The 24,674-nt window shown below is 64.7% G+C and carries 27 protein-coding genes; 4 read left to right on the forward strand and 23 right to left on the reverse strand.

Annotated elements, in window-relative coordinates; genetic code table 11:
- Positions 1-24: 24 nt before the first annotated feature.
- Positions 25-168, reverse strand: a complete 144-nt coding sequence (locus tag E2L06_RS22110) for a hypothetical protein (RefSeq protein WP_171052437.1) — start codon at positions 166-168, stop codon at positions 25-27.
- 195 nt (positions 169-363) lie between these two features.
- Here E2L06_RS22110 and E2L06_RS19045 point away from each other — a divergent pair, with 195 nt between their 5' ends.
- Together E2L06_RS19045 and E2L06_RS19050 are read left to right on the forward strand one after the other, a co-directional pair.
- On the forward strand, positions 364-1,131 hold the full coding sequence (locus E2L06_RS19045; protein ID WP_138783134.1) for a class I SAM-dependent methyltransferase: 768 nt from the start codon (positions 364-366) through the stop codon (positions 1,129-1,131).
- 71 nt (positions 1,132-1,202) lie between these two features.
- Positions 1,203-2,195, forward strand: a complete 993-nt coding sequence (locus tag E2L06_RS19050; protein WP_138783135.1) for an ornithine cyclodeaminase family protein — start codon at positions 1,203-1,205, stop codon at positions 2,193-2,195.
- A gap of 10 nt (positions 2,196-2,205) precedes the next feature.
- Here the strand turns inward: E2L06_RS19050 and E2L06_RS19055 are convergent, their stop codons facing one another.
- The 4 genes from E2L06_RS19055 to E2L06_RS19070 all read right to left on the reverse strand — a co-directional run bounded on the left by E2L06_RS19055 (position 2,206) and on the right by E2L06_RS19070 (position 6,962).
- Positions 2,206-2,967 (reverse strand): YqjF family protein, encoded by a 762-nt coding sequence (locus E2L06_RS19055; RefSeq protein ID WP_138783136.1) that lies wholly within the window; start codon positions 2,965-2,967, stop codon positions 2,206-2,208.
- A gap of 189 nt (positions 2,968-3,156) precedes the next feature.
- Positions 3,157-5,814: a leucine--tRNA ligase gene (leuS, locus tag E2L06_RS19060; protein ID WP_138783137.1), complete on the reverse strand. Its 2,658-nt coding sequence runs from the start codon at positions 5,812-5,814 to the stop codon at positions 3,157-3,159.
- Between the two features lie 214 nt (positions 5,815-6,028).
- Positions 6,029-6,448: an Hsp20/alpha crystallin family protein gene (locus E2L06_RS19065; protein ID WP_138783138.1), complete on the reverse strand. Its 420-nt coding sequence runs from the start codon at positions 6,446-6,448 to the stop codon at positions 6,029-6,031.
- A gap of 58 nt (positions 6,449-6,506) precedes the next feature.
- A complete protein-coding gene (locus E2L06_RS19070; RefSeq protein WP_138783139.1) occupies positions 6,507-6,962 on the reverse strand; it encodes a peroxiredoxin in 456 nt (151 codons plus the stop codon).
- 139 nt (positions 6,963-7,101) lie between these two features.
- On the opposite strand from E2L06_RS19070, the gene E2L06_RS22115 reads away from it, so the two are divergent.
- A complete protein-coding gene (locus E2L06_RS22115) occupies positions 7,102-7,260 on the forward strand; it encodes a hypothetical protein (protein ID WP_171052438.1) in 159 nt (52 codons plus the stop codon).
- Between the two features lie 59 nt (positions 7,261-7,319).
- Here the strand turns inward: E2L06_RS22115 and pheA are convergent, their stop codons facing one another.
- Both pheA and E2L06_RS19080 read right to left on the reverse strand, forming a co-directional pair.
- Positions 7,320-8,138, reverse strand: coding sequence for a prephenate dehydratase (gene pheA, locus E2L06_RS19075; RefSeq protein WP_138783140.1), 819 nt, complete (start codon positions 8,136-8,138; stop codon positions 7,320-7,322).
- A gap of 178 nt (positions 8,139-8,316) precedes the next feature.
- A complete protein-coding gene (locus E2L06_RS19080) occupies positions 8,317-8,625 on the reverse strand; it encodes a non-histone chromosomal MC1 family protein (protein WP_138783141.1) in 309 nt (102 codons plus the stop codon).
- A gap of 235 nt (positions 8,626-8,860) precedes the next feature.
- On the opposite strand from E2L06_RS19080, the gene E2L06_RS19085 reads away from it, so the two are divergent.
- Positions 8,861-9,058 carry a hypothetical protein gene (locus E2L06_RS19085; protein ID WP_004215684.1) on the forward strand — a complete coding sequence of 66 codons (198 nt, stop codon included), beginning with the start codon at positions 8,861-8,863 and terminating at the stop codon, positions 9,056-9,058.
- Between the two features lie 164 nt (positions 9,059-9,222).
- On the opposite strand, the gene pheT is transcribed toward E2L06_RS19085, so the two are convergent.
- The 16 genes from pheT to E2L06_RS22850 form a co-directional block, all read right to left on the reverse strand.
- Positions 9,223-10,935, reverse strand: a complete 1,713-nt coding sequence (pheT, locus tag E2L06_RS19090; protein WP_138783142.1) for a phenylalanine--tRNA ligase subunit beta — start codon at positions 10,933-10,935, stop codon at positions 9,223-9,225.
- A complete protein-coding gene (locus tag E2L06_RS19095) occupies positions 10,935-12,461 on the reverse strand; it encodes a phenylalanine--tRNA ligase subunit alpha (RefSeq protein WP_138783143.1) in 1,527 nt (508 codons plus the stop codon). The genes pheT and E2L06_RS19095 overlap by 1 nt, the downstream gene beginning before the upstream one ends.
- A gap of 286 nt (positions 12,462-12,747) precedes the next feature.
- Positions 12,748-13,992, reverse strand: coding sequence for a hypothetical protein (locus tag E2L06_RS19100; RefSeq protein ID WP_138783144.1), 1,245 nt, complete (start codon positions 13,990-13,992; stop codon positions 12,748-12,750).
- 138 nt (positions 13,993-14,130) lie between these two features.
- Entirely contained in the window at positions 14,131-15,711 is a 1,581-nt protein-coding gene (locus tag E2L06_RS19105; protein ID WP_138783145.1) for a tryptophan--tRNA ligase, read from the reverse strand.
- Positions 15,712-15,776: 65 nt separating this feature from the next.
- Positions 15,777-16,928: a cell division protein FtsZ gene (locus tag E2L06_RS19110; protein WP_138783146.1), complete on the reverse strand. Its 1,152-nt coding sequence runs from the start codon at positions 16,926-16,928 to the stop codon at positions 15,777-15,779.
- 99 nt (positions 16,929-17,027) lie between these two features.
- Complete coding sequence (gene endA / locus E2L06_RS19115) at positions 17,028-18,086, reverse strand: tRNA-intron lyase (protein WP_138783147.1); 1,059 nt, start codon at positions 18,084-18,086, stop codon at positions 17,028-17,030.
- A gap of 275 nt (positions 18,087-18,361) precedes the next feature.
- Entirely contained in the window at positions 18,362-19,138 is a 777-nt protein-coding gene (locus E2L06_RS19120; protein ID WP_138783148.1) for an endonuclease NucS domain-containing protein, read from the reverse strand.
- 50 nt (positions 19,139-19,188) lie between these two features.
- Complete coding sequence (locus E2L06_RS19125; RefSeq protein WP_138783149.1) at positions 19,189-19,419, reverse strand: Lrp/AsnC family transcriptional regulator; 231 nt, start codon at positions 19,417-19,419, stop codon at positions 19,189-19,191.
- A 174-nt stretch (positions 19,420-19,593) separates the two neighbouring features.
- Positions 19,594-20,283, reverse strand: a complete 690-nt coding sequence (locus tag E2L06_RS19130; RefSeq protein ID WP_138783150.1) for a hypothetical protein — start codon at positions 20,281-20,283, stop codon at positions 19,594-19,596.
- 163 nt (positions 20,284-20,446) lie between these two features.
- Positions 20,447-21,568: a hypothetical protein gene (locus tag E2L06_RS19135; RefSeq protein ID WP_138783151.1), complete on the reverse strand. Its 1,122-nt coding sequence runs from the start codon at positions 21,566-21,568 to the stop codon at positions 20,447-20,449.
- A 115-nt stretch (positions 21,569-21,683) separates the two neighbouring features.
- Positions 21,684-21,929: a hypothetical protein gene (locus E2L06_RS19140; protein ID WP_138783152.1), complete on the reverse strand. Its 246-nt coding sequence runs from the start codon at positions 21,927-21,929 to the stop codon at positions 21,684-21,686.
- A gap of 104 nt (positions 21,930-22,033) precedes the next feature.
- A complete protein-coding gene (locus E2L06_RS19145; protein WP_138783153.1) occupies positions 22,034-22,384 on the reverse strand; it encodes a hypothetical protein in 351 nt (116 codons plus the stop codon).
- A gap of 95 nt (positions 22,385-22,479) precedes the next feature.
- Positions 22,480-23,205: a DUF4382 domain-containing protein gene (locus E2L06_RS19150; RefSeq protein ID WP_138783154.1), complete on the reverse strand. Its 726-nt coding sequence runs from the start codon at positions 23,203-23,205 to the stop codon at positions 22,480-22,482.
- Between the two features lie 288 nt (positions 23,206-23,493).
- Positions 23,494-23,865: a hypothetical protein gene (locus E2L06_RS19155; protein ID WP_138783155.1), complete on the reverse strand. Its 372-nt coding sequence runs from the start codon at positions 23,863-23,865 to the stop codon at positions 23,494-23,496.
- Between the two features lie 10 nt (positions 23,866-23,875).
- Positions 23,876-24,406, reverse strand: coding sequence for a hypothetical protein (locus E2L06_RS19160; protein ID WP_138783156.1), 531 nt, complete (start codon positions 24,404-24,406; stop codon positions 23,876-23,878).
- Positions 24,407-24,528: 122 nt separating this feature from the next.
- Positions 24,529-24,663: a hypothetical protein gene (locus E2L06_RS22850; protein WP_283241373.1), complete on the reverse strand. Its 135-nt coding sequence runs from the start codon at positions 24,661-24,663 to the stop codon at positions 24,529-24,531.
- Positions 24,664-24,674 lie beyond the last annotated feature (11 nt).

A 24,674-nucleotide genomic window follows, 5' to 3' on the forward strand; every position in this document is an offset into this window, starting at 1 on the left:
CTCGTTCGCTCGGTAAAAGCTGGATCAAAAGCGCTCCTCCCTCCGTTTCGAGCGCTTCGCGCTCTTCACATCGGTCGTCGGCCCGAACGCGACGCGCTCACGGGCTTCGCTCGGTGAACGGCGTCGCTCGGGTTCTTCGAACCGCTCGCTCGCCGACAGTGGATCCAAGGCTGATCGGCCACGGTGGGACTACTACCGCTTGTAACACCGCCTCCTATTTCGAGTCGGCCCATCTTTCGTTGCCGGTTCGTCGTCATTTCTGCATTCAATTCTCTCGTCCAATTCCACAGGACCTCGAGCAACCGACCGTTCGTCAACACCCCACACGAAACAGTCATGTATTTTTCACTACAAGTGGTGGGAGTGACGAATAATACCGGCAGAAAACGCGACGTCGCGGCGTCCTTCAGCGACGCGACGGACGGCTATCTGGAAGGGAACGTCCTCAAGCAAGGCGCAGACCTCGAGCAACTCGTCAACTGGTGCAGCGACGCGACGTGTGCGCTGGATGTGGCAACCGGTGCGGGCCACGTCGCTGGATCGCTCGCTGATGCCGGCGTTTCGAGAGTCGTCGCGTCGGACCTCTCGCCGGCAATGGTCCGGACGGCGACGGACGAGTACCGTGGACTCGAGGGCGTGGCGGTCGACGCCGAACGACTTCCGTTTTCCGCGGACCAGTTCGACGCGGTCACCTGTCGGTTCGCTGCCCACCACTTTCCCGATCCCGAGGCGTTCCTTGCCGAAGTCGAACGCGTCCTCGAACCGGGCGGTATGTTCGCGTTCGAGGATCTCTGCGTGCCGGCTGATCCCGAGCTGGCGGCCTACGTCAACCGGATCGAACGGCTCCGCGATTCGGGACACGTCGAGACCTACTCCCGAGGGCAGTGGCTCGACTGGCTTGACGCGACGGGGCTGACGGTCGAGACGGTCCACGAGACGAGCCGAGAACTCGAGGTTGACGCCTGGCTCAACCGCATGGCCGTCCCCGAGGAGGACCGCCAGCGGATTCGATCGTTGTTGTCGGACGCGCCGGCCGACCTCGAGACGGCGTTCGAGTTTCAGTACGAGGCCGACGGCGACCGGCTCGCATCGTACCAAACCGGCGTCGTGTTGCTTCACGTGACTGCCTGACGATACGTCGTGGTGCGTGCTGTCGGTAGCTACTGACGAAATATAAGTAGTCACCCACAATAGTCACGCGTATGAACACGCTCCTTCTGGACAGTGACGACGTCGACGAGTACGCCCGTCTCGCTGACGTCATCGACGCCGTCGAGGGTGCCTTCGGGGCCTTCGAACGTGGCGATACGCAGATGCCCGCGAAATCCTATATCGACCTCCCGCAGTACAACGGCGACTTCCGGTCCATGCCCGCCTACCTCGACACCGGCGAGTGGGACGCTGCGGGACTCAAATGGGTCAACGTCCACCCCGACAACCCCGAGGACCACGACCTGCCGACCGTCCTGGGGACGATGATCTACTCCGACCCCGAGACCGCGTTCCCGTTGGCGATCATGGACGGGACGACACTCACCATGAAACGCACCGGCGCAGCGGCGGCGGTCGCCACTGACTACCTCGCCGTCGAGGACGCCTCGAGCCTCGGACTCGTCGGAGCCGGCGTCCAGTCCTATATGCAACTCGAGGCGATCAGCCAGATCCGACCGATCGAGGAGGTTGTCGTCTCGGATCCCGACGAGGGCCGCGTCGAGCACTTCGTCGAGACGTACGAAGAGCGGTTCGACGTTCGCGGGGGCTCGATTGCGGAGGCCGGGGACTGTGACGTGCTCTCGACGGTAACGCCGGTCGAGGACCCGATCGTGGGTCTCGAGGATGTCGGCGAACACACCCACATCAACGCGATCGGCGCCGACGCCGAGGGGAAACACGAACTGGCCGACGAGTTGCTCGAGGCGGCAACCATCGTCATCGACGACCACGAGCAGTGTACCCACTCGGGTGAGATCAACGTCCCCTACAGCGAGGGTGTCCTGACCGACGCGGATATCCACGGTGAGATCGGTGAACTCGTCGTCGGAACAACGGAGAGTCGTACCGCCGAGACCGGCGTCACGGTCTTCGACTCGACCGGGCTCGCCATTCAGGACGTCGCGGCTGCACACGTCGTCTACGAGCGGGCGTCAGCGGACGGTTCGGGCTACGAGTTCGATATTGTCGGCGTCGACGGATAAAAAAGAGCCATCACCGACCGCGCAGCAGCCGCGGAATCGACCCGGTCATCGACACGTTATCGGCGTAGTGGACGATCGGCGGGCTGGTCGGCGACGGCAGGCCATCGGCTTCGAACATCGTGTTCTCGTGGACCGTCACCGTGGCAGGCTGGAGCGGCCACGGGTCGTGTGCGACCTCGCCGGTCACGATGCCGCGTGCGGTCGGCGCGTAGAACCGTCGGCGGGCAGTGAGCCAGTACTCGAGCGTGTCCGGCGGAGCAGGGGAGACCGCTCCGGTCGGGCGATAGGTCGCGGCGAAGCGGGCAGGTGTATCGCTCCCGGTCTTCCGTCGCCGGCTCCGAAAGGCCACGCGGTTTTGGTCGGTCGCACCGACCCGCATGGTTGCGCCGTAGACCGGCAACCCGATCGTTCGACTGACGGTCGTCGCGATCAGCGACCGCCCGATGTCGATGCTAAAGAAAAACAGGCCAGGAGTGCCACGATACTTGACGTAGGTCCGGACGTTGAGTTCGCCGAAAGCGAGTCGCGCGATCGAGGGCGTTCCCCGGAGACCGGCGTTCGTGACGACGAACGGGAGCACGCTTACCCAGGCGCGGCCGTCCCGCGTCTCGAGTGCCAACTGGCTGGGAACGTGCGGTCGAAGGTCGTCCGGATCGACCGGCCAGTGGGCGAACAACCCATTGCGAAGGGTCATCGCGGTAACGTGTGGTGCGTTCAGTGACGACCCGCCTGTGAACGGCCATCGAAACGGCGCCGTGCGTTGTTCGGTCATCCTCAGGACCAACCGGTGCTGTCACGCCTCTACAGCGGGCCGGCGTATAAACTAGATAGTCTGTTGTCAGATCCGGTGGTGGTTCGGGTGTCGTCGCTGTCGGTGTGGCCGGGTATCGGACTGCGGTACGTCACTGCCGGCGCGGCCGCGAGCTGTCCGCGATCCGAGAACCCGGGACAGCAGACCGTCTCAGTCCTCGATCTCGATCGCCGGCCGGCCGGGCTCGGCGTTTCTGAGGACGCTGTCGTCTGCCTCGTCAGCGCGGACGACGTCGACCGGGGCCTCGAACTCGCGTTCGATCAGCCACGCGGCTGCCTCAAGCGCGTCGTACTCTGCGCCGGGTGCGAGACTCATCGTCAGTGCCTCGCGTTCGGCCTGCAGGTCCTGGCCGTAGTCGGCCGCGGCGTCGCCCTGCTCGCGGATGTGTGACTCGCCCATTAGTTCGCCGATCAGATTGTCCGCGTCGCTCTCGATGGCGATCTCTAAGGCGTCGTACTTCCAGTCGGGGGCGATGACGACATCGATCGCCTGCGGATCTTCGATGCCCGCGACCTCCACGATGTCGCGAATGTCCTCGCGGGTGTTTTCGACCAGCCGACGACGCTTGGCGACGCGATCGCGGTCTATCTTCGCGGTCGGCCAGTCGGCCTCGGCGACGAATCCGTCACCGCCGAGGTCGTCGTAGAGCGCTTCAGCGAGGTGGGGTGCGACCGGCGCGAGCAGTCGGACGACGGCCGACAGCCCGCGCTCGTAGGTCTCGGCGTGGGGCTCGGTGTAGTCGGCGTACTGGCGCAGCGTCCGCGTCAGATCCTGCGTTTCCCGCAGCGCCTTGTTGAACGTCAGGTCGTCGTACTCGTCGCTGGCGATGGCGATCGTCGCGTCGATCTCCGCGTCGACGTAGCTGGCGATCGCGTCGTCGTCGCCGTCGGGCTGGTCCGCGACGTAGTCCTCGACCATCCCCTGTAGCCGGGTGAGGAACGCATAGGTCGACTGCACACCTTCCTCGCTCCAGTCGAAGTCACGCTCGGGCTGGGCGGCCTGCATCATGAACAGCCGCGCCGTGTCCGCACCGTAGTCCTCGACGATCCGCTGGGGCGAGACGACGTTGCCCTTCGATTTCGACATCTTCTCGCCCTCGAGTTGCACCATTCCCTGTGCCAGCAGATTCGTAAAGGGCTCGCGGTGCTCGAGGCCTTCGTGGTCGGCCAGCACCTTCGTGAAAAAGCGCGAGTACAGCAGGTGCATCACGGCGTGTTCGATGCCGCCGACGTACTGGTCGACGGGCATCCAGTCGTTGGCACGCTCCAAGTCGAAGGGGGCGTCCTCGGAGCCGGGCGAGACATATCGCAGGAAGTACCACGAGGAGTCGACGAAGGTGTCCATCGTGTCGGTCTCGCGGGTCGCCGGACTGCCACAGTCCGGACACGTCGTCTGTTTCCACTCTTCGGCGGCGTCGAGGGGGTTCCCGGTGGTGTTGATGAACTCGGGGAGTTCGACCGGCAGGTCTTCCTCGGGGACCATGACCGGGCCACAGTCGTCACAGTGGATGACCGGGATCGGCGTGCCCCAGTAGCGCTGGCGGGAGATGCCCCAGTCACGCAGCTGGTACTGGGTTGCCTCCTCGGCGCTCTCGATGTCTTCGGTCAGGCGCTCGCGGGCCGTCTCGCTGTCGAGCCCGCTGTACTCGCCGGAATTGATCAGCACGCCGTCATCGGTGAACGCGTCCTCGCTGACGTCTGGTGCGTCGGGAACCGTCTCGCCGTCCCAGTCGTCGGGTTCGGGAGCGATGACCGGCTTGATCTCGATCCCCATCTTCTCGGCGAAGGCGTGGTCGCGCTCGTCGTGGCCTGGAACAGCCATCAGCGCGCCCGTCCCCACGTCCGAGAGGACGAAGTCAGCGACGTAGACGGGGATCTCGTCGCCGGTGACAGGGTTGGTCGCCGTCAATCCCGTCTCGACGCCGTTTGGCTCGTCGCCCTCGGGATCGGCTTCGTGCTCGATGAAGTGTCGAACGTCGTCGTCCTCCTTGGCCAGTTCCTCGCTGATCGGATGGTCGGGTGCGAGCGCAAAAAACGTCGCTCCGTAGATCGTGTCGACGCGGGTGGTGAAGGCCTCGACGGGGCCGTATCCCTCGATATTGAAGTCCAGTTCCGCCCCATACTGGCGACCGATCCAGTTGCGCTGCATCTGACGCACCGAGTTGGGCCAGCCTTCGAGGTCGTCGATGGCCTCGAGCAGTTCGTCGGCGTACTCGGTGATCTTCAGGAACCACTGCTCGAGTTCGCGTTGTTCGACGGGCGTATCACAGCGCCAGCAGAGTTCGGCCTCGCCCTCGACCTGTTCGTCGGCCAGGACGGTCTCACACTCGGGACACCAGTTGACTTCGGCGTCGCGGCGTTCGACCAGTCCTTCTTCGTGGAAGCGGGCGAAGAGCCACTGGTTCCACTGGTAGTACTCCGGCGTGCAGGTGGTGATTTCGCGCTCCCAGTCGTAGCCAAAGCCCATCGACTCCATCTGGTCGGTCATCGTCTCGATGCAGTCGAACGTCCAGTCACGCGGGTTCGTGTCGCGTTCCTTGGCCGCGTTCTCCGCGGGGAGGCCGAAGGCGTCCCAGCCCATCGGATGAAGCACATCGTCGCCTTGCATCCGGCGATACCGGGCGTAGGCGTCCGTAATCGTGTAGTTGCGGACGTGGCCCATGTGGAGTTTGCCCGACGGATACGGGTACATCCCCAGAACGTACGTCGGATCGTCGACGTCGTCGGGCGTCCGGTAGACGTCCGCGTCGTCCCACGCCTCCTGCCAGCGCCGTTCGACCGTCGCGTGGTCGTATCCCTCGTCGCTCATTTGCTTATATACGTCTCTGTGAGACATCTCCCTATACCTTTCCATACACTAGCCCGTCAAGCCACTGTACGGCACCGCGTACCGCCCTCGAAAACGAGTTTACGATGGCCGGCTTTCATACGGACTCCTGTCAGTCAGTGCCGGTGCCGGTGGGACCGCGACCGCCCTGCGGTTCCACCGGACATCGTGACAGCAGACCGTATCAACTCGAGGATTACTCGATGTCGATCTGCTTCGAATCCTCGTCACCCGACTCCTTCGGCAGCCGAACCGTCAGCACACCGTTTTCGAAGCCGGCAGCCACCGCTTCTTCGTCGACCGGTTCGGGGAGCCGAATTCGTCGATTCACCGAGGTCTCCGTCCGTTCGCGGCGAATGTAATGCCCCTCGGCGAACTCGCCCTCGTCGATCCGATCGGCCTCGAGGCGCAGCGTCCCGTCCGAGAGCGTCAACTCGATGTCCTCGGTCTCGTAGCCGGGAAGGTCAGCCGTGACGACGTACTCCTCGTTGCGGTCGGCGACGTCGACCGGGACCGTTCCCGGAACCTGCAGCCCGCCGGCAGCCATCCCCTCTTCGACCTGTTGGCTCACGCGGTCGAGCAGTTCCTCTACTTCGTCGAACGGATTGCGTCGCATACGCATCTGTAGGTCCCCAACCGGGATAAATTCTGCCCGCAGAACGACGACAGAACGCTCACTCGGGAAGGGTCACGAAGCCGTCCTCGAGGGCGTCACGCAGGACTTCGCGTGCGTGGCCATCAGGATCGACGCCCTCGTAGACCGCCTTCACTTCGCCGTCGGCCAGCAGGAACGTCGTCCGCGCGGGTTTGCCGTTCCGAACTTCGACATCGAAGGCCGCGGCGAGTTCGGCGTCAGGATCTGCGAGTAGGTCGAACTCGAGGCCTTCCGACTCGCAAAAGGATCGGTGGGAGTCGACGTCGTCAGTCGAGACGCCGTAGACATCGACGCCGGCGTCCGCGTAGGTCTCACGCTCGCGCTGGAACTGGTTTGCCTCGACGGTACAGCCGGGCGTGTCGTCTTTCGGGTAGAAATAGAGGACTGTCGGCTCCGCGGGCGCGAGACTAACGGTCTCGCCATCCTGATTCGGTGCGGTCACGGTCGGCGCGTCGTCGCCTGGGGCGAGTGGCATACCCGTGCTAGCGTGGGGTGTGAAAAACAGTTTGTGGTCGGTGACCGCGAACGGACAGAACGGCGCTGCCCCGATTCGATAACGGCCAATTCTGCCCATGTCGGTCGAATTATCCACGGCAGTTCGCCTAGAACAGCCGATGATCGACACCGTTCTCCACACCGGCTCGGAGCATCCAGATCTCCTGTGGATCCTCGTCCCAGCGTTCCTGTCGTTCCTCGCAGGACTGGGCGTGATGACCTATGGCGACCGCATCCGAGAATGGATTCGCCCAGATAGCAATACGACCGCCGAGTAACCGTTTCATCGACGCTCGAGCCGCCGCGCTGCTCGTTTCACGCGAGACCGCCCCCGTCCTTACTCGACGACGTGCTCAGTGTCGTACGAGCCGAGCCGCCGGACCCAGCCGTTTTCGGCGAGGTCCTCGAGCTCCGCGATCGCCTCCTGGGTACGCGACTCATAGAGGCCGGCCTCGAAGTCGACGTGGAAGACGTAATCGCCCAGCCGCTGCCCGCTCGGCCGCGACTCGACGCGGGTCAGATTGATATCGCGGTCCGCGAAGGGCTCGAGCAACTCGAGCAACAGCCCGGGGTAGTTCGCGTTCGGATAGACGACCAGCGAGGTCTTACCGCCGCCTGTCGAGCGCTCGTCGGCGGGCGCGAGCGCGAAAAACCGCGTCGCGTTCGAGTCCTGATCCTGAATGTCTTCGGCCAGTACCTCGAGGTCGACGCCGTCCTCGGCGTTCGCCGGGTGGCCGATGCCCGCGACCGACGGGTCATCGCGAGCAAACTCGACGCCCTGGGCCGTGCTCGCGACGGCCTCGAGGGTAGCGTTGGGGTACTCGCGCTCGAGGTAGGACCGACACTGGGCCAGCGCCTGGGAGTGGCTGGCGATGGTGTCGAACTCCGGTCCCTGTGCGAGCAAGGCGTGGCGGATCGGGGTGACAATCTCGCGGACGACGGCGACGTCGTAGTCCGCGATCGCGTCGAGGCTTTCGGTCACCGAGCCTTCGATGCTGTTTTCGATCGGGATGACGCCACGGTCGTACTCGCCGGCGGCGACGGCGTCGACGATCGCCGTCACCGACTGTCGGAAGTCGATTTCGCCATTGTCGGCGATCGCACTCGTCGCCCGATGCGAATAGGTTCCTTCGGGTCCCAGCGTCACTGCGTTCATTACAGACTCGTAGTCGGGTATGGGTCAAAAGACCGTCGGGTTTTACAATATCCTCCCAGCCGTCGGCATCCGAGACGGGCGCGTGTCGACTGTAGCAAGTGGTGCGAACTACTGCATGCACCGCACGATGGCACCGCTGTCGGTCGATCACGCGAGAGAAAACGACCGATCGAACTGCCTACTCGTCTAAGTGTTCGATTCCCTTCTTCGAGACGTTCGCTTCCGTGATTTCGTCGGGCATCCAGTCCGGTTTGTCGCTTGGCGCCGTCTCCTCCCACGCCCAGCCGTCATAGATGTGGACCTTGTCCGTCCCCTTCTCCCGCAACTTGAGTTCGACGCGTTCGGCCTCCTCCTCGCTCGAGCCTGGCTCGAGCCGTCGAGCCGCCTTGAGCGCGGCCTGACGGGGCGTGTTGCCCGAAAAGACGCTCGATTCGTCACCGCCCGATTCGCGCAGCGCAAAGTTTCGTTTACCGTCTTCGCGTACCATGATTTTCGCCTCCGTGTCAAACGAGCACACGACCCGACATAAAGATATCCCCGAAAACCGACCGACTGCGTCGGTATCTTTAAGTATAGCGCCGACGCCATCCTCTCGCAGTATCGCCGGCCAGGGATGGTATCGTGTCGTCATTCCCGTCTCAGCACGCGATAGACTGTCGGTCGCCTGGGCGTCGAAAACACTTAAGTATATCCTACGGCGAAGTTCGGAATAGAATCCCGCGATGGTACGGAAAAAGAAGCTGAGTCCAAGCGGTGCGAAAGACGAAGACGGTAACTACCACAACGTCCACCTCAATCTCCACGAGGATGAACTCGCAGTCGCGGGCATGGATATCGGCGACGAGGTCTTCGTCCGAGTCCGGGACGGCAAAATCATCATCCAGAAAGCTGACGAAGACGACGTCGAACACGAATTCTAGAACCCACCTTTTTACGCCTCGGGATTCGCTCGCTCCGCGAGCGAACCTCTCGGCGCAAAAATCTGGATCAAAAAGAGCCCCTCGCTCACTTCGTTCGCTCGCGGTACAATAGACTGAACCGCTCCCGCAGCAACAGCGCTGAACTCGAGAAAACCGCCGGCTCCTCAGCGCAGCGCCTCGAGATCGAACTCGAAGGCAGAGACCGGCACCTCGAGATCGTGTTCGACCAGCACCTTCGGATGGACCTCGCCGATCACGCCGACTTCTTCGCCGTCGATGACGACAGCAGCGGTGCGACCGGAAATGAACGTCGGGTGGTCGGTCGGCGGCGTCTCGAGATCGACATCGAAGTCGCGCGCGAGCGCCTGCAGGCGGGCCTTGGCGTCCTCGTAGCCGGCGTCGTGGCTGGCGAGGACGGCCCCGACGCGACGACCCTCCGTGACGCCGGTGTTTTCACCCTCGTCGATCTCGGCCGCGAAGCCGATCTCGGCGAGGTCCTGCGGGTACGCGCGGTGGGTGTTGCGCTCTAAGACCATCAACAGCGACGGCATGACCCACGTCCGGAGCATGGTGAAGTCCTCGCTGTAGGGCTCTTTGATCGTCGCGGATTCGCCGGCGCCGTAGACGTCCACGCCCGGCTCGATATCGAGGCGGTCGTAGTTTTCGCCCTCGCTGATCATGTGGAAGTTCAGGAGGTCCTCGAAGCCCAGCCCGACGAGGCCCTCGCGGACCGCGCGCTCGAGGCGGGAGCGTTCGTGGCGACCGCCGACGGTTCCCACGTCGGGGTACCGTGGCTCGAGATCGTTGAAGCCGTAGGCGCGCCCGAGGTCGTCGATGATGTCGAGCGGGTGAAGCACGTCGACGCGGTAGGGCGGGATCGTCACCTCGTAGACGAGGTCGCCGTCCTCATTTTGTTCTTTCTCTGCCTCGAGTCCCGACCGTTCGGCGAGGTCGATCACCTCGTCGGGGTCGAACCCGATCCCGAGGATCGTCTCGATGCGGTCGTGGGCGACCGTCTTCGTCTTGGTCGAGAGATCGGGGCGGACGAGTTCGTGGTCGGGGTATTCGACGGTGACTTCCTCGAGCGTGGCTCCGCGTGCCGCGAGCGCGTAGCAGACGATGTTGAGCATCTTGTCGATCGTCCACTGGTCGGTGCCGGTCATCTCGACGAACAGATCACGCGAGTCCGTCGAGACCTCGGTCCGACGGCCGTTGATGACCGGCGGGAACGAGAACAGCCCGATGTCGTCGTAGATCGCGGGGTAGCGCTCGTACTCGCTGACGAGATCGGCGTAGGTCTGACCCGTCTGGTGGGTCTCGAGTACCTCCGCAGGTGTCATCTCCGCGTCGGAATCGAGGGGCACGAACCGATCGCCGTCGGGTTCGACGCCGACGTACTCGATCGTGGGGTTGCCCTCCGTCGCGGCGCTGCCCTTGAGCATCGTCAGGTCGTGAATCCCGATCGCGCCTTTCGCACGCTTGCGGCCCATCGTCGCGTGGAGTTTCTCCTGCAGTTGGATGAGCGACTCGAGGGCCTCCTCGTCGAGATCCACGTCGCGGATCACCGCGCCCGTGACGTAGGGGCGCTCGTCGGGGACCGACTCGTCCACTTCAATTGTCCAGTCCGCCGAGTTCGGCGAGGGAACGTGGATCCCTCGCGCGTCGCCGTACTGGTAGCGCATCGAGCGGGCGACGCCCTCGACCGACAGCCGGTCGAGTCGGTCGGGCGCGAACTCGAGTTCGAACGCCCCCTCCTCGGTGCGGCCCTCGAACTCGAGGCCGAGGCCGAACAGGTCCTCCTTCAGCTCCTCGTCGTCTTTCTCCTCGTGGCCGGTCAGGTCGCGCAGTTCGTCGGGGTCGATATCGACCGTGGGCATCAGTAGGTCACCTCCGTCTCGCGCAGCAGTTCCAGGTCACACAGCGTCCCGTGGATGTCCCGGATGTCCTCGAAGCCGTACATCAGCATGAGCAGTCGCTCGAGCGCGAGTCCCCAGGCCATCACGTCACACTCCACACCGAGAGGTTCTAACATCTCCTCGCGGAAGATGCCCGAGTTGCCGATCTCGACGAGTTCGCCGGTCGTCGGATGGGTGCCGAACAGCTCGAAACTCGGCTCCGTGTAGGGGTTGTAGTGGGGCTTGAACTGGATGTCCGTGATGCCGAACTGGGAGTAGAACTCTTCGAAGGTGCCCATCAGATCGCGCACCGAGAGGTCTTCGGCCATCACCCAGCCCTCGATCTGGAAGAACTCGAGGAGGTGGGTCGGATCGAGCGTGTCGTTGCGATACACTTTCTCGACGCTGAAATAGCGCTGTGGTGGTTCGAGCTCGCCGATCTCCTCGCCGGAGAGGTACCGTGTCGATAGCGAGGTGGTGTGGCCGCGCAGGGCCAGCGCCCGCGCGAAGTCCTCGTCCCACGGCGAGTGGTAGCCTTCGCCGTCCGGGCCGACGCCTTCCTTGTGCGCGCGCTCGACGCGGTCGACGAGGTCTTCGGGAAGATCATCGATGTGGGTCGGCTGCTCCAAGGCGAACCGGTCCCAGTGGGTCCGCGCCGGGTGGTCTTGAGGCATGAACAGACAGTCGTTGATCCAGAAGTCCGCGTCGACGTGGGGGCCTTCCATCTCCTGGAAGCCCATCCCCACGAGGACGTCCTTGACGCGCTCGGCGGTCTGGCGCAGGATGTGGACCTTGCCGCCGTCGAACCGCTCGGCGTCTGCCTCGACGTTGTACTCGGCGAACTCGACGTCCTCCCACTCGCCGCTGGTCAGGAGTTCGGGGGTGACCTGACCGACCGTCTCGGCGGTCTCGATCCCTGCCATCAGCTCCGTGACGGCGAGTTCGGTCAGCGTTACCTCACGGACCGTCGACTCGTGGCGTTCGAGCAGGCCACGTCGCTCGAGGTGATCCAACGTGTCCGCGTCGATATCGACGCTGTCGACCGGCGCATCGTCGACGTCGGCGAGTTCCGCAAGCGCGTTCGCCTCTGTGTCGGCCGCCGGATCGGCGTCGGCGTCGGCCGTGATCTCGCCGCTATCGATGACGCCGTAGCCCTTGCGCGCGTAGTTCGAGAGTGCGATATCGACCGCACCGCCCTCGAGCCCCGACGCGCCGATAACCTGCCCCATCGAGACGGGCTCGTCGTCGGCACCGGCCTCGAGGGCGGCCTCGTAGAGCCGGACCTCGGGGAGTGTCTCGTCTGCGTACTCGCGTCCCTCGTCGGTGAGCGCGACCGTTTCGTCGACGCGTTCGCTGACGGCGACTAATCCTTCGTCCTCGAGTTCGAAGACGGCCCCGGTGACGGTTTCGGGGGGGAGATCGGTCGCCGCGGCGAGGGCGTCGACGGACGTTGCCTCGTCCGCACTCGCGGCCTCGAGGACCGCGACCTGTTGTGCTGGAAGTTGCATTCGCTTGTTTGGATGGCTGCGTGTCGGTCAGTTAGCGGTTCCGATACTGCCCCGGGGTGATCCCGGCAGCGGCGTCGAACGGTCGGTTTCGCCGCGTGCGTCCGGTGTGGACGCACGCAGATCCACCGGCCCGGCTCACCGGGCGAAAACGAAGTCGAATCCCGTGTGCGGTCGCTGTGGCTGGCTGCTGACACCGGCACGCTCGTGGGATTCGAGTGCCATATCCGGGATGATTCGCGAGCGGGCTAAAAGCGTTGTGATACGCGTCATCACAGCACGGTGTGCGTTACCCGTTGGAGACGCGCGTCGTCTCGAGCGAGCCAGTATCGACCCACTCGAAGCCCTCCTCCTCGGCAGTTGCCGTCGCGTCGGGGATCGCCGCAGGATCGAACTCCTCGGTAAACTCGATGCGGACCTCCTCGGATTCGGTAGCCGGCAATTCAGGCAAGAAATCGTCGTCCTCGAGTAGCCCCCGAACCGAGACGGTCCCGCCGGCGTCGAGTGCGGCCCCGAGCGCACGATAGCGGTCGTCGTCGGACCCGCAGTCGACAGCCGTCCCGAACGAGTCGTTCGTGACACGTGTCGTCTGGCTGGATCCCGAGAGCGTGCCGAAATCGTCGGTAGCCGTCGATCGACTGTTCCGACTCGAGTCCGTAGACCACGTCGGTGTGGAGTCATCCGCTGAGTTGTCGTCAACGTTATTTCGGTTTCGCGAGCGTGCGGGCGTCCCTCGCAGTTCGAAGCCGTCGATCTCGCTCGCGCCGCTAGACGCTGACGCCGCGTCCGTACCAGTCGACGGTTCCGCTTCGTCGATGAGCGATTCGACGCCGTCGTGTTGCATAGCCGTGTCCGTTCTTCGGGTATCGTGCTCGAGTGCCCACTCTGGCCACGGTTCGCCGTCTCCCGACTCGATCGCGTCGTCAGGCTTCGCATCGGGGACGTACGCCGCGAGGCCGTGGTCGGGACACAGCGGCTGATCGGCCACGTCGATTCGCGGGCCATAGTGATCGCGGAGCCGCTTGAGTTCGGTTTCGTCGGTCAGGGCAGCCCGCCAGCGATCGATGCCGGCCGAAAGGAGGACGAACCGCGCGTCGGTTCCCGTGAAGATGGCGTCGTTGATCGCCCACAGGACGGCCGGGAGGTTGTCGGTTCCAAGCGGGGTGTCGGGATACGTGACGGTCGTCTCACGCCGTCGATCGTGGTGATCGGTCGCGGTGAGAGCCAATCCGTCAGGAGTGTGAGAGACGGACAGCGACCAGCCGATGGCCTCGAAAGCGGCGACGAGTTCGCGCTCGAGGTCGACCGTCGAGTACCGGGCTGGGCAGGCGAGCCCGCGGTCGCTTCGGGTGATGGTCCGGCGCAACACCGTCGTTCGGTCGACACCTGCCGCGAGCGTGTCGGCAAGCGCCGCCTCGAGAGAGCTATCGCTGGCCGGTGCATGCTCGAGGTCCGCCAGTGTGACGCCGAACGCACCGAGAACGTCAGCGGAGACCCAGAGGTCGTCGTCCGACGGGCGGAGGGACCGACCCATCAGTACTGCTTCGTTTCACGAACAACCGTATATAGCTTCGTCAGACATCAAGTCCCGTCCTCGTTCGCGCCCGAAACTCGGTCGCACGCACGGTAGGTGGTGCCACGACCGGGCGGAAACCGCGTGTGGATCGCCCTGCTAGCGACGCCGTGGCGACTCGAGTTCGATGTCGACGTCTGCGAGCAGGTCCTCGACTTCGTCGCGTTTCTCCTGGTGGTCCTCGAGGAACTCTCGCATCAACTGTGCCGCCTGTTCCTTGCAGTCGCCACAGAGGCGCTCGCCGCCGACACATTCGTCGTAGACGCGTTTGGCGAACTCGTCGTCGTCGCCGGACAGCAGATAGGCGTAGAGTTCGTAGACGGGGCACTCGTCGGCCTTTCCGCCTTTCTCGCGCTGTTCCTCGGCGGTCTCGCGGCCGCCGGTGGTCGCCGCCTTGACCTTGTCGTAGCCGTCCTGAGGATCGTCAAGCAGCGAGATGTGGGAGGCAGGGATCGAGGAGGACATCTTGCCGCCGGTCAGGCCGGTCATGAAGCGGTGATAGATCGACGACGGTGGCTGGAAACCGTAGCCGCCAGTGTCGACTTCGACCTGACGGGCGAGTTCTTCGGCCTCGGCGAGGTCGATCTCGAAGGCGTCGACGTGGTTCTCGTAGACTCGCTTTTCGCCGTCGATGGCGTCGATGAGCGCGTCGAACGCCTCGTCGGTCGCCCGTCGATCGAAAAAGCGCGTACGCGGTCGGATCGGCTCCATGCCGGCTTCGTTCAACTTCGTCAGGACCGAATCGAGCACGTCGGCACCGATGTCGAGGTCCGATAGCGGCGTCCCCTCGAGCTCCTCGGCGACGTGGACACACCGGAGCGTGTCGTCGTCGAACTCGGCAGGCTCGAGTCGCTCGTAGAAGTCGGCGACCAGACCCCGTTCGTCGGGCTCGAGTTCGAAGCTGGCGTAGGCCTCGCTCACCTTGAAAAAGCGCATCCGTTCGGCCAGGTCGCGGGCCAGCCGGACGTGGGGGTCCTGGTCGGGGCCGACGGGGATAACCGTGGGTTTGGGCTCCTCGAGTTGCGGGTAGAGGATGTCGGCCATCTGGGTGACGACCGACTGCATGTGCGAGACGTCGGTTTCGCCGTCGAAGCCGTAGATCGCCTGCAGCTCAGAGAAGTTGGCCTCCGCGCCGAGTTCGAACGCCAGATCCTGCAGTTCGCGGTTTTCCGACTGGCGGTAGAGTTCTCCCTCCTCGGGGTCGAAGCCGAGCGCGAGCAGCGAGAGCAGGTAGTCGCGCGCGTGTTCGTCGATTTCCTCCCAGCTCATTCCGCGGGCCGAATTGGCCTCGAGGTCGGCGATCAGGGCGTAGGCGTCGGCCCCCTGTTGCTGGTGCCAGATGATCTCGTCGAAGACCAGCTTGTGGCCGATGTGCGGATCGCCGGTCGGCATAAAGCCCGAGAGGACGGCCGCGGGCTCGTCGTTTTGTAGCGCCTCGGCGACCGGGCGATAGTCCCGGTGACCGAAAATGACGCCCCGTCGCATCAGATAGTGCGGGTTCGGTACCTCCTCGAGTACTTCGTCGAACTCCTCGATCCCGAACTCCTCGAACAGCTTGCGGTAGTCGGAGACGCTCGAGGATCCCCAGGGGTCCAGCGCAACGTCATCGGCTCCAGCGGCCCCTCCGTCAGTCAGCGGTTCCCCTGACTCGGACTCCTCGAGTGGGTCGTCTCCGGTCATTACCCGGGTTTGGCTCGGCAGCGCGCAAAAGCCTTCGGCTTCGGTCCTGGTCGTGGCCCACTAACCTACGGCTCGGGCGGCCGCTCGGCTGCCGCCCGCAACGCCGCGAGGCGGTCCGACTCGACGCCGGCGAGGACGACCCCCGCGAAGACGGACTCACCGTCGGGTCGCGGCGCGTCACCGCCGAGGACGCCCGCCCCATCGAGTGCCGACTCGAGGGTTTGCCGACCCCCGGCGATCGCCTGACGGTTGAGCCACACCGGCGGCCCGCCGACAACCAGCAGGCCGCGTGCGGCCGTTTCAGGGTCACACTCGAGGGTGAGTTTGCCGCGAATCCCCTTCCTGACCACGGTCTCGATGGCGCTGACTGCTTCACTCGTCTCGACGTCGGGCGACGACGAGAAGAGTCCGAGGCCAAAGCGCGAGCCGCCCGTTTCGACAGCCTGCTCGTCGTAGCCGAGCGTGACGATGGCCGACTGGTCGCCGACGATCCGCCGAACGTCGCTCGCGTCGATGACGGTCTGGGCGACTGCCCCGTCCGACCGCTCGCCGGCAGCGAAGACGGCCTCGACTCGCGTCGCCAGTTCGCGGTTACAGCGGTCGCGAGCGTCAGCGAGCGTTTCGCCGGGGCGGAGCCACGCCTCGTTGTCGAAACAGATGATGGCGCTTGCGATCCCGTCGAGTCGCTCGAGGGTGGCGACCGCGTTCGTCGCTGCGTTCGGTCGCGGTGGCGTCTCGTCGGCAGCGGTCTGATTTCGCTTACGGCGTCCCGGGCCCGACCCCGAGGTGGCGGCCGTCGCGTCGAACTCGCGATCGGCCGGCAGCGTCGCGAGGACGGAGACCGGCACGTCGGCGCGCTGCTGGAGTGCCGCGACGAGTGCGGGGGCCGTTCCGCCGCCGGTCGCCCCGCCGAGGCCGACCGCGACGAGAACCGCGTCGGCCGTCGGAGCGTCTCGATCACGCCGCTCGAGCAGGTCGTCGGCGGACTCCTGGCCGAGTGTCAGACCCCGCTCGAGATCGCCCTCGAGTCCGCCGTCACCGGCGGGGCCGTACTGGACGCAGTGTGACTCGGGGACGACGGTTCGGTTCAGGGCCGCTTCGTCGGTGTCGAAAACCGTGACATCGGTGAGAAACGAATGCTCTGCCGGCTCCGCCGCACGGATCGCGTCGGCGATCCGACAGCCTGCGCCGCCGACGCCGAGTACCTCGAGTTGCATGGTGCGATCCTCGTCCGTCGGGGCTTTCAGGGTACCTGTTTGCCGGCGGGTACACGCGACAGGGAAGGTGTCTGTCGCGTCGACGTGCAACGGGCAGTTTCAGGGCGTCAGCCGCTCGATCGACCACCACTCGGTCGTTGCCTCGGCGTCGTCCACCAACGCGAACACCATCGTCTTCCGGACGCCGTGGGCGAGCCGAACGTCGAGTGCCAGATCGCGCGGTTCGAAGACGTAGTCGGCCGGATGCACCCGTACGAGCAACTCGGAGTGACCCAGGTTTTCGACGGACTCGACGTCGGCGTAGGTTCGAAAGTCCGCGCCGAACTTGTAGCCCGTCTTGGGGACGACGTTGCGGTCCCGAAGTTCGGTGTAGACGGTCAGCCGCCGATCGAACCGCTCGCCTTCGACCTCGCGGCCCCGCTCGCGGACCGTTTCGGGATCGAGGTCGATCGCCCCACGTTCGGCGAGATACGCCGCCTCGAGCAACGAACACTGCAGCGTCGGCTCGTCGTACTCCCGTCCCTCGAGCGGCTGGCCGTAGAACGTCTGCTCGTAGAGCTCGAGTGGCGGCTCCCAGACGACGACCCGGTCGGCGAGCAAGTCGGCCGCACAGTTGTCAGGAAGCGTCGCGTCGGTGCCGGAGGTCCCGGTCGGGTCGCGACGATCGACTTCGAAGTAGGTAATCTCGCTTTCCTCGTCGACGACCGCCAGCATGCCCGCTCTAAGTTCGCTGGCGGGAACGTCGGTTCGCTCGCCGATGACCCGCAGGGCGTACTCGATCTCGCCGTCACGTGGCCCCTTGCCGCGCGGGAAGACCGCGAAGTCGGCCTCATCGCCGGGCGAGTTCGGCACCCACGGCTCGGCAGCCGGCGAGAGATAGAAGCCACGCGAGCGCAAGTCCGCATAGACCAGAAACCGCACGTCGAAGTTCTCGCCGGGCTCGCGCGCGACGAACTCTCGAAAGGAGAGTCGCTCACCACGTTCGTCGACCACCGCCTCGAGATCGCCCCGATACAGCAGGTGGGCCGCCTCGACGGGTGCGAGGGCGATTTCGTTGCCCTCGAGTGGATAGCCATACCCCCGCGAGTCGTGATACCGCTGGCGCGCGTCGCCGCCAACATGGACGACGCCATCCTCGAACCGCCCCTCGAGTGTCATAGCGGGTGTTGGGCGGCCGCGACTAAGGGGCTGCGGATCGATTCCTATCCGTAAGTGGCTATCGGGTGTCCGTTTCGGATACATCCCTCCGAAAGCCCCTGGCACGCTCAGCTCCCACGACTCGCTGTGGTCCTCGTTCGCTCGCGGTGCTCGCTCACTGCGGTCCTTGTGTCGTCGGGGTTCGCCGAGCGCGCCAGCCCCTTTCAGTCCCACCCACCGCAGCGGCGGCTGGCCGGGGGCTATCGCATAGTGGCTGGTCCAGTATCGATTGGTGATCAATCGTCAGCCGCGGAATCAACCTCGAGCGGTCTCTCGAGTGCGCGCTCACAGGTTGCATCGAGACATCGAACGCCGCTTGCGGTCTCGAAGGTTGGCAGCCCACAGCCACACTCGCCGTCGACGACGCCGGCGGGGACGGCAAAGCCGGTGTCACAGTCCGGATAATGCTCACAGCCGGCGATGAGGCCGCCACGCCGGAGGATCCGGAGGTCGCCATCGCAGCCGGGTTCCGGACAGTCCCACTCGCGGTCGAACGCCTCTCGGACCGCAGCGTCGAGCGACTCACAGTTTCGGTCGAGGCAGACGTTGAACGCCAGCCCGCGCTCGACGCGCATCTTCGGGAGCCCACAGTCACAATCACACTGGTCGTCTCGGATCGTCGCGTCGGCTGGCACGCCGTACCGGTCGCCACAGCCCACGCAGTGGACGCCGCTCGAGCGCACGAGCGCCCCACCACAGTCAGGGCACGTCCCGACGGGTGTGCCGGCCGCCGACGACGGATAATGTGCGAATCCGTCTTGCTCGTGGGCGGCGATCCGCAGCGTCTGGGTGTCCTTTTTTGCAACGAGCATAAATCCATCTCGGCGGTCGCTCGAGACGCTGTCGGCGCGGGTCAGCCACGCGACGGGCTGATAGCCGTCGATGTCGTGGACGAGGACGGTGTTGTCGGGTTTGACGATCGTCGTCACCCGGCCGCGGTACTCCTGGCGGTCGTCGCCCTCGGCGATGACGGTACAGTCACCCGCGAGAACGCGGATCGCATCGTCGATCATGGGCGGTCTGGCCGCGGCTTCGTATGTAAACCCGCGGGCCGACGACGGCGTTAGTCGATACAGACGTACGTTCGTGTCGTTCCAACGCCCTCGAGCGGTCGGATCGTGTCGGTGACCGTCTCGAGGAGGTCGCGGGGGTCGTCGCCGGTCAGCTCGACCATGACATCGAAATCTCCCGCGATGGCATATACCTCCACGATACCTGCTGTATCGTGCAGTGACTGACACACGTCGTCGGTGGTTCCAGCCGCAGTATCGAGCATCGTGTACGCGTCGACCATCCCACCGAAATACGGTCTGAGGAACCAAAAAAGAGGAGTGCGATCGTGAGACGACCGATGATATCGTACTGTTGGACAGCAGTCAATACGAAGTCGGTCGCGGATTCGCGGCCGTCTCCACCGGTGACGGCTGCAGCAGCGCGACCGATCGTCACGTCGTTCTGTCCGGCAGTATCAGTCCTCGCTCGGCGGGCCAGTAGTCCCGTTTTGGCCGTCCGTGCGCTCGTTGGAGTCCTGTTCGGGAGGTCCACGCGCCTCTCGACTGTCGCCGATCGGCTGGCCAACGTCGTTGCCGGCGATCGAGCGAGCGACCGACGCGGTGTCGGACCCCCCGAGTTCGCCCGCTCGATCACGCAGCGAGCGGATCGAGTCGACATCGACGCCGCGTTCGTCGAGCGCCTCGGGGGGTAACTCGGCTGCCGTCGTCTCGACGGCTGCAACCTGTCGTTCGACGGTTCGCAGCTCGGCGACGGTCGTCGCGACTTCGGCGCGATAGCGTCCCTCGCTTATGTCGCCGGCCTCATGGGACTCGTTCAAGCGCTCGAGTCTGGCCTCGAGCGCCGCGAGGCGAGTCTGGCTCGCCATGAATTGCTCGTCGACGATGGCCGCTTTCGTCTCGTTCGTCTCGGCGGTAGCGATCCTGACGCCGAACGCTCGTTCCGACACGTCGCCCTTGATCTCGGCGTTCTGAACACCGATGGCGGCGCTAAACTGTTCGCCAGGCTTGATCGATTCGGTCCCGCCGTCCGCGGCGGGATCGCCCTGTACAGTCCCACTCGAGACGACGCCTGCCGTAGCGATGGGAACTGCGACCATCGCAACGGCAAGGATCGCTATCAGTGTGATCGACGTGGTTCGGTTCATTGCTCGTTGGTCGTATTCGCGTCGTGATATACACTCGAGACGATGGCGTGGATTCAACGACGTTTAACGCCGTTCAACGCCATTTTCGATCCGGTGTTGTCTGGCGATTTCGTCGGCTATCGACGTGTCGTACTCGGTGGTCGGTTCGCGTGGCGGATTCGTGTCATTCTGCGCTGTCACTGTCGGGGTCCGCCATGGGGTCGTCCGCGTCGGGCAACGAGAGCACGTTCTCGCGACCGAGGCGGAACGAGTCGAGTTTTCCATCCTCGCGTAAGCCACTGACCACCTTGCTGGTCTTTGCATCGGTCCAGCCCAGTTCCTCGACGACCGCCTGCTGTTTCATCCGACCGCCGTTGTCCCTGACAAGTCGGAGGACCTGCTCTTCGTTGCTGAGCAGTTCCATATCGGGTGTGCCAGTCGCACTCGAGCCCGCCGATTCGTCGGGTGGCTCCGCCGGCGCCGTCACGGAGCTCGACTCGTGGTCGGATGCACGATTCGACTCCCCGTCGCCGTTGGTTGTCGGCCCCGCCGTCGACAGCCGATCCCGGTACCACACGCCGACAGCACCGAGTCCGATTGCAGCGACCACGACGCCCGCGATCAGTGTCGTACTGAGTCCGCTTCCCCCGCCAGTGACGACGATCCGAGGCTCTCCAGAGACGAAGTCAGTCTCGCCGCCACGCCAGATCACCGCCTGCTCGCGGTCGTCATCCGGATCGGGCGTGACCGACGTTCGCTCGTAGCTCTCGGGCCACGTGACCAGCAATCGTGTGCCCTCGTCGAGATAGATCCCCTCGATAGCGTCGCCCGCCCGGAGTTCGTTGCCCTCGACGGCGGCGAACCCGTGCCAGCGGAACGTGTATCTGACAACGCCGTACTCGCGGGCGAACGATTGGCGCTCGGTCTCGACGGCGAACCCGTCGGCTGACATCTCGCGGCCCGTGGCATCGCTCGCCGTGGCAACGGTGTCGTTCATCCGCGCAGCAAAGGTCTGGGTGTGGCTCTCCGGGTCGTCCCGGATATCGTCTTGCAACGATTCGAACGCCGTCGTGCTCTCGTTGTCGTCCAGTCGGACCCAGAACTCGAGAGTCCATTCTGCGGTGCCGTTGGGCTGGAGCGCGACGTCCATCTGGACCTCGTCCGCGTCGACCCCGTCTTGCTGGAGTGCAAACGGGCTCGAGTGGGCCTGTTCGGTGTCCGTCGCTCCGGTAGCGGCAGCAACCGGCCCCGTTCCGGTGAGGAGTACCGCGACGACCACGACCGTCACGACGACGCGACCGTTCATACGAGTCGGTATCTGCCACATCGGTTAAAACATACGGAAGTCGTAGAAGGCGCGTTCTTGTGCTGTTCCGGCGCCATACGCCGGTTCTGGTGTGAAACCAGTCACTTTCATGTCACTACCAGTCGCGGGCCGACTCGACTGCGTCACCACCGGGGATGAGGGTTCGAACGGCCTCGCCGAGCGACTCGAGTGTCCCACTAACGAAGTCGGATATCGGCTCGAGGATCTCGGAGACGAACTCCGGGACCGGAGCCGGCATGTCGTCCAGTGGGCCATCGGCTGGCTGTGCCGTCGCGGTACCCATCGGACCGACGAGGAGTGTGAGTCCGATCGCGATCGTGAGTAGCGTTCGTCGTTGCATCACGACCGGACGACGGACGGTCAGCAGGATCAACCGGTCAGTTCGTGACCCCGATTTGAGCCGGTTTGTGCCGAGTATCGAGCGCTTTCAGCGTCCGGGAACCGCTACATGCCGGGGACACCGAACGCGCCGACGCCGAGCCGGAAGATGGCGTTGAGTACGAACAAGATGACGAGCGCGGCGAGCCAGGCGACGAGCCCGATAGCCGCAGCCGTCCCCCAGCCGCCGGGGTAGCGCCAGTTGATGACCCAGATCCAGGCGACCAGCGCCAGTATCGGGCCGAGCAGCGGGACCCACGACGTGAGCGCCCAGGCGATCGCGCCGAGAAGGGCCGTGACGATCGCGTGTGAATAGTCGTCGACGTCGACGACGATCCTTGCGCTGACGAAGATCGCCAGCCCACCGACGAGGAGTGCAACGATGAAGGCGACGAGCGGGCCAATTAGTGGGACCATGTTACGTATCCTCCGTTAGGACGGATATAGATCGGGTCCCTCGGTCGAGTCGTTCCTGACGCTGCTGCGGTCTCGTCCGGAGATGGACACAGTGATCACGCATTGCTCTCGGAGTCGTTAGTCTCGTTACTGGCTTCGGGAGTGTCGTCCGCGTCGGCTTCGTAGATGACCCGCGTTCCCTGGGCGACCGGCTGCAGGAGATAGCGATCCTGCTGTCCCCGGCGAACGGGCGTGAAGTCGCCGACGAACGTGGTCCGCTGGTCCGGCCGAATCTCGAAGCGCTCGGTGAACTGCAGCGGTGCGTTTCCGGGCGTTGACACCTCCGCGTCGCCGCCCCCTTTCAGCTTGCCTGCAACGTCGGAGACGTCGAGCTGGAGGAACTCGTACTCTTGAGCCGTCAGTTCACGCTCGTCGATCAGCTGGGTGTTATCGCCCTGCAGGTCGACGAGGTCCGCCTCCTGTGGCTCGTCGAATTCGTGGTACTCTCTGTCTTCACTCTCGTCGACGTCCGCGTCGTCCTCGTCTTCGGCGGTGTCGTTGTCGGTTTCGGTACCGTTCTCCGCGGCTCCAGAACTATCGTCCTCGTCGCCTTCCGCCTCGTTGTGCGATTTGACCCAGATTCCCTGAATCGTCACCACACAAGAGTCGAAGTCGTCGATATCGCCGGGCTGGTCGGTTACCTTCGTGCCGAGCGTCCCTGTTTCGGCCTCGTCGCCACCGTTCCCTCCGAGACAGCCACTGAGCCCGACGGTACTGCCAGCGGCGACACCGCTCGTTAGCTTGAGATAGTCGCGTCGTCCGACGGCATCGACTGGATTCATTGCGACTGGAGACAACCACTGTCGACGGATATACCCCGAAGACGGTTACTCCGATTTTCCTACCGTTGATTTCGTTTGTGCCGTCGAAAAACCCCCTCACGGGTGTGCTACGAACCGACCGGATGTCGACCGGCTGCGGCTTCGAAAACGGATCGTCCGAAGTAGACTTCGGGACGGATACGGCGACCGAAAGGGTCGTCGAGGAACGCGTCAGCGGGAGTGGCGTCGCGAAGGAACGCGCCAGCGGGAAGGGTTGTCAGTTGAGGGGCGCGCCAGCGGGGACACAATTCAGGTACCCGGCACACCGAGTGCCGAGACCGAGCCGATACCGATCAACTCGAGGGCCGCGAGGACGACGACAGCAGCCGTCCAAGCGACGATACCGACGCCGGCGGATCGCAGCCAGCCGAGTCGGTAGCGCCACCTGACGAGCGCGACCCACGCGAGCAGTGCCAGCAGCCCGCCGAGCAACGGCACCGGCTCGAGGAGGGCCCAGACGACTGCGCCGAGCAGCGCGGTCAGCACTGCGTGGGCGTAGTCTCGAGCGTCCGCAACGACGTGTGTGCCGACGTGAAGGGCTACACCGCCGACCAGCAGGCTCACGGCGAACGCCAGCAGCCGGTCTTCGATGCCGAGCGACGGCGGCGCTGGTGTTGGCATGGCGTGTCAGTTAGGCATCGGACTGCGTGTCGTCCGACTCCGTCTGTTCGTCGTCGGTCTGCTCGTCGTCGGTCTGCTCGTCGTCAGTCTGTTCGTCGTCAATTTCGTCTTCGCTGGCGTCGCCTGCCTCGTCGCTCTCGTCTGCGTTCTCGTCACCCGGCGTCACTGCGCTGATCGCGTCGCCGAGCGAGGTCTCGAGGTCACCGCTCAGGAACGACGAAATCCGGTCGTGGATCGTGGAGACGTGGTCGGGAACCTGAGCTGGGAGATCGACGTTCGGTCCCTGTCCGTTGCGTTCGTCGGTGGCACCGTTCCCGTTGCGCTCGCCAGCAGCGGCATCGTTCTCGGTGTGTTCGGTAGCAGCGTTTTCGCTTCGATCGTCGCGGTCGTTCGCGTGCTGTTGTTCGTTCTCTGCGTGGTCGTCGATACGATCCGCGCCCGTGTCAACGTCGACGGGCGCGTTTCCGGGTGCCGCGGCGGCGAACCCGGTCGCCATGATCAGTGCTGCGAGCACGGCAGCGATGAGCGTCGTTCGTTTCATAGCTTGCACTCGATGCTCGGTGGCTGAACCGACTTGAAGGGGAAGCGTCGTAAACGCGCTTTTCTGGCGTTTGAAGCCATTTGACCGACGTTTTCGTCAGTTTGTGTCCCGTTCAACGCGGATCAGAAGGGGTCGTTCGGCAGCAACCGGGCGGCCCCGGCGACGCCGAGCGAACCGACGCCGTGCGCGTCGTCAGCCGACGGCTCGAGACGGTGTTGGTGTCCGTCCTCGAACGGCGCGACGTGTGCGGGGAGCATACGGCTGCGTG

The organism is Haloterrigena sp. H1 (assembly GCF_005938085.1).
Lineage (GTDB): Archaea > Halobacteriota > Halobacteria > Halobacteriales > Natrialbaceae > Natrinema.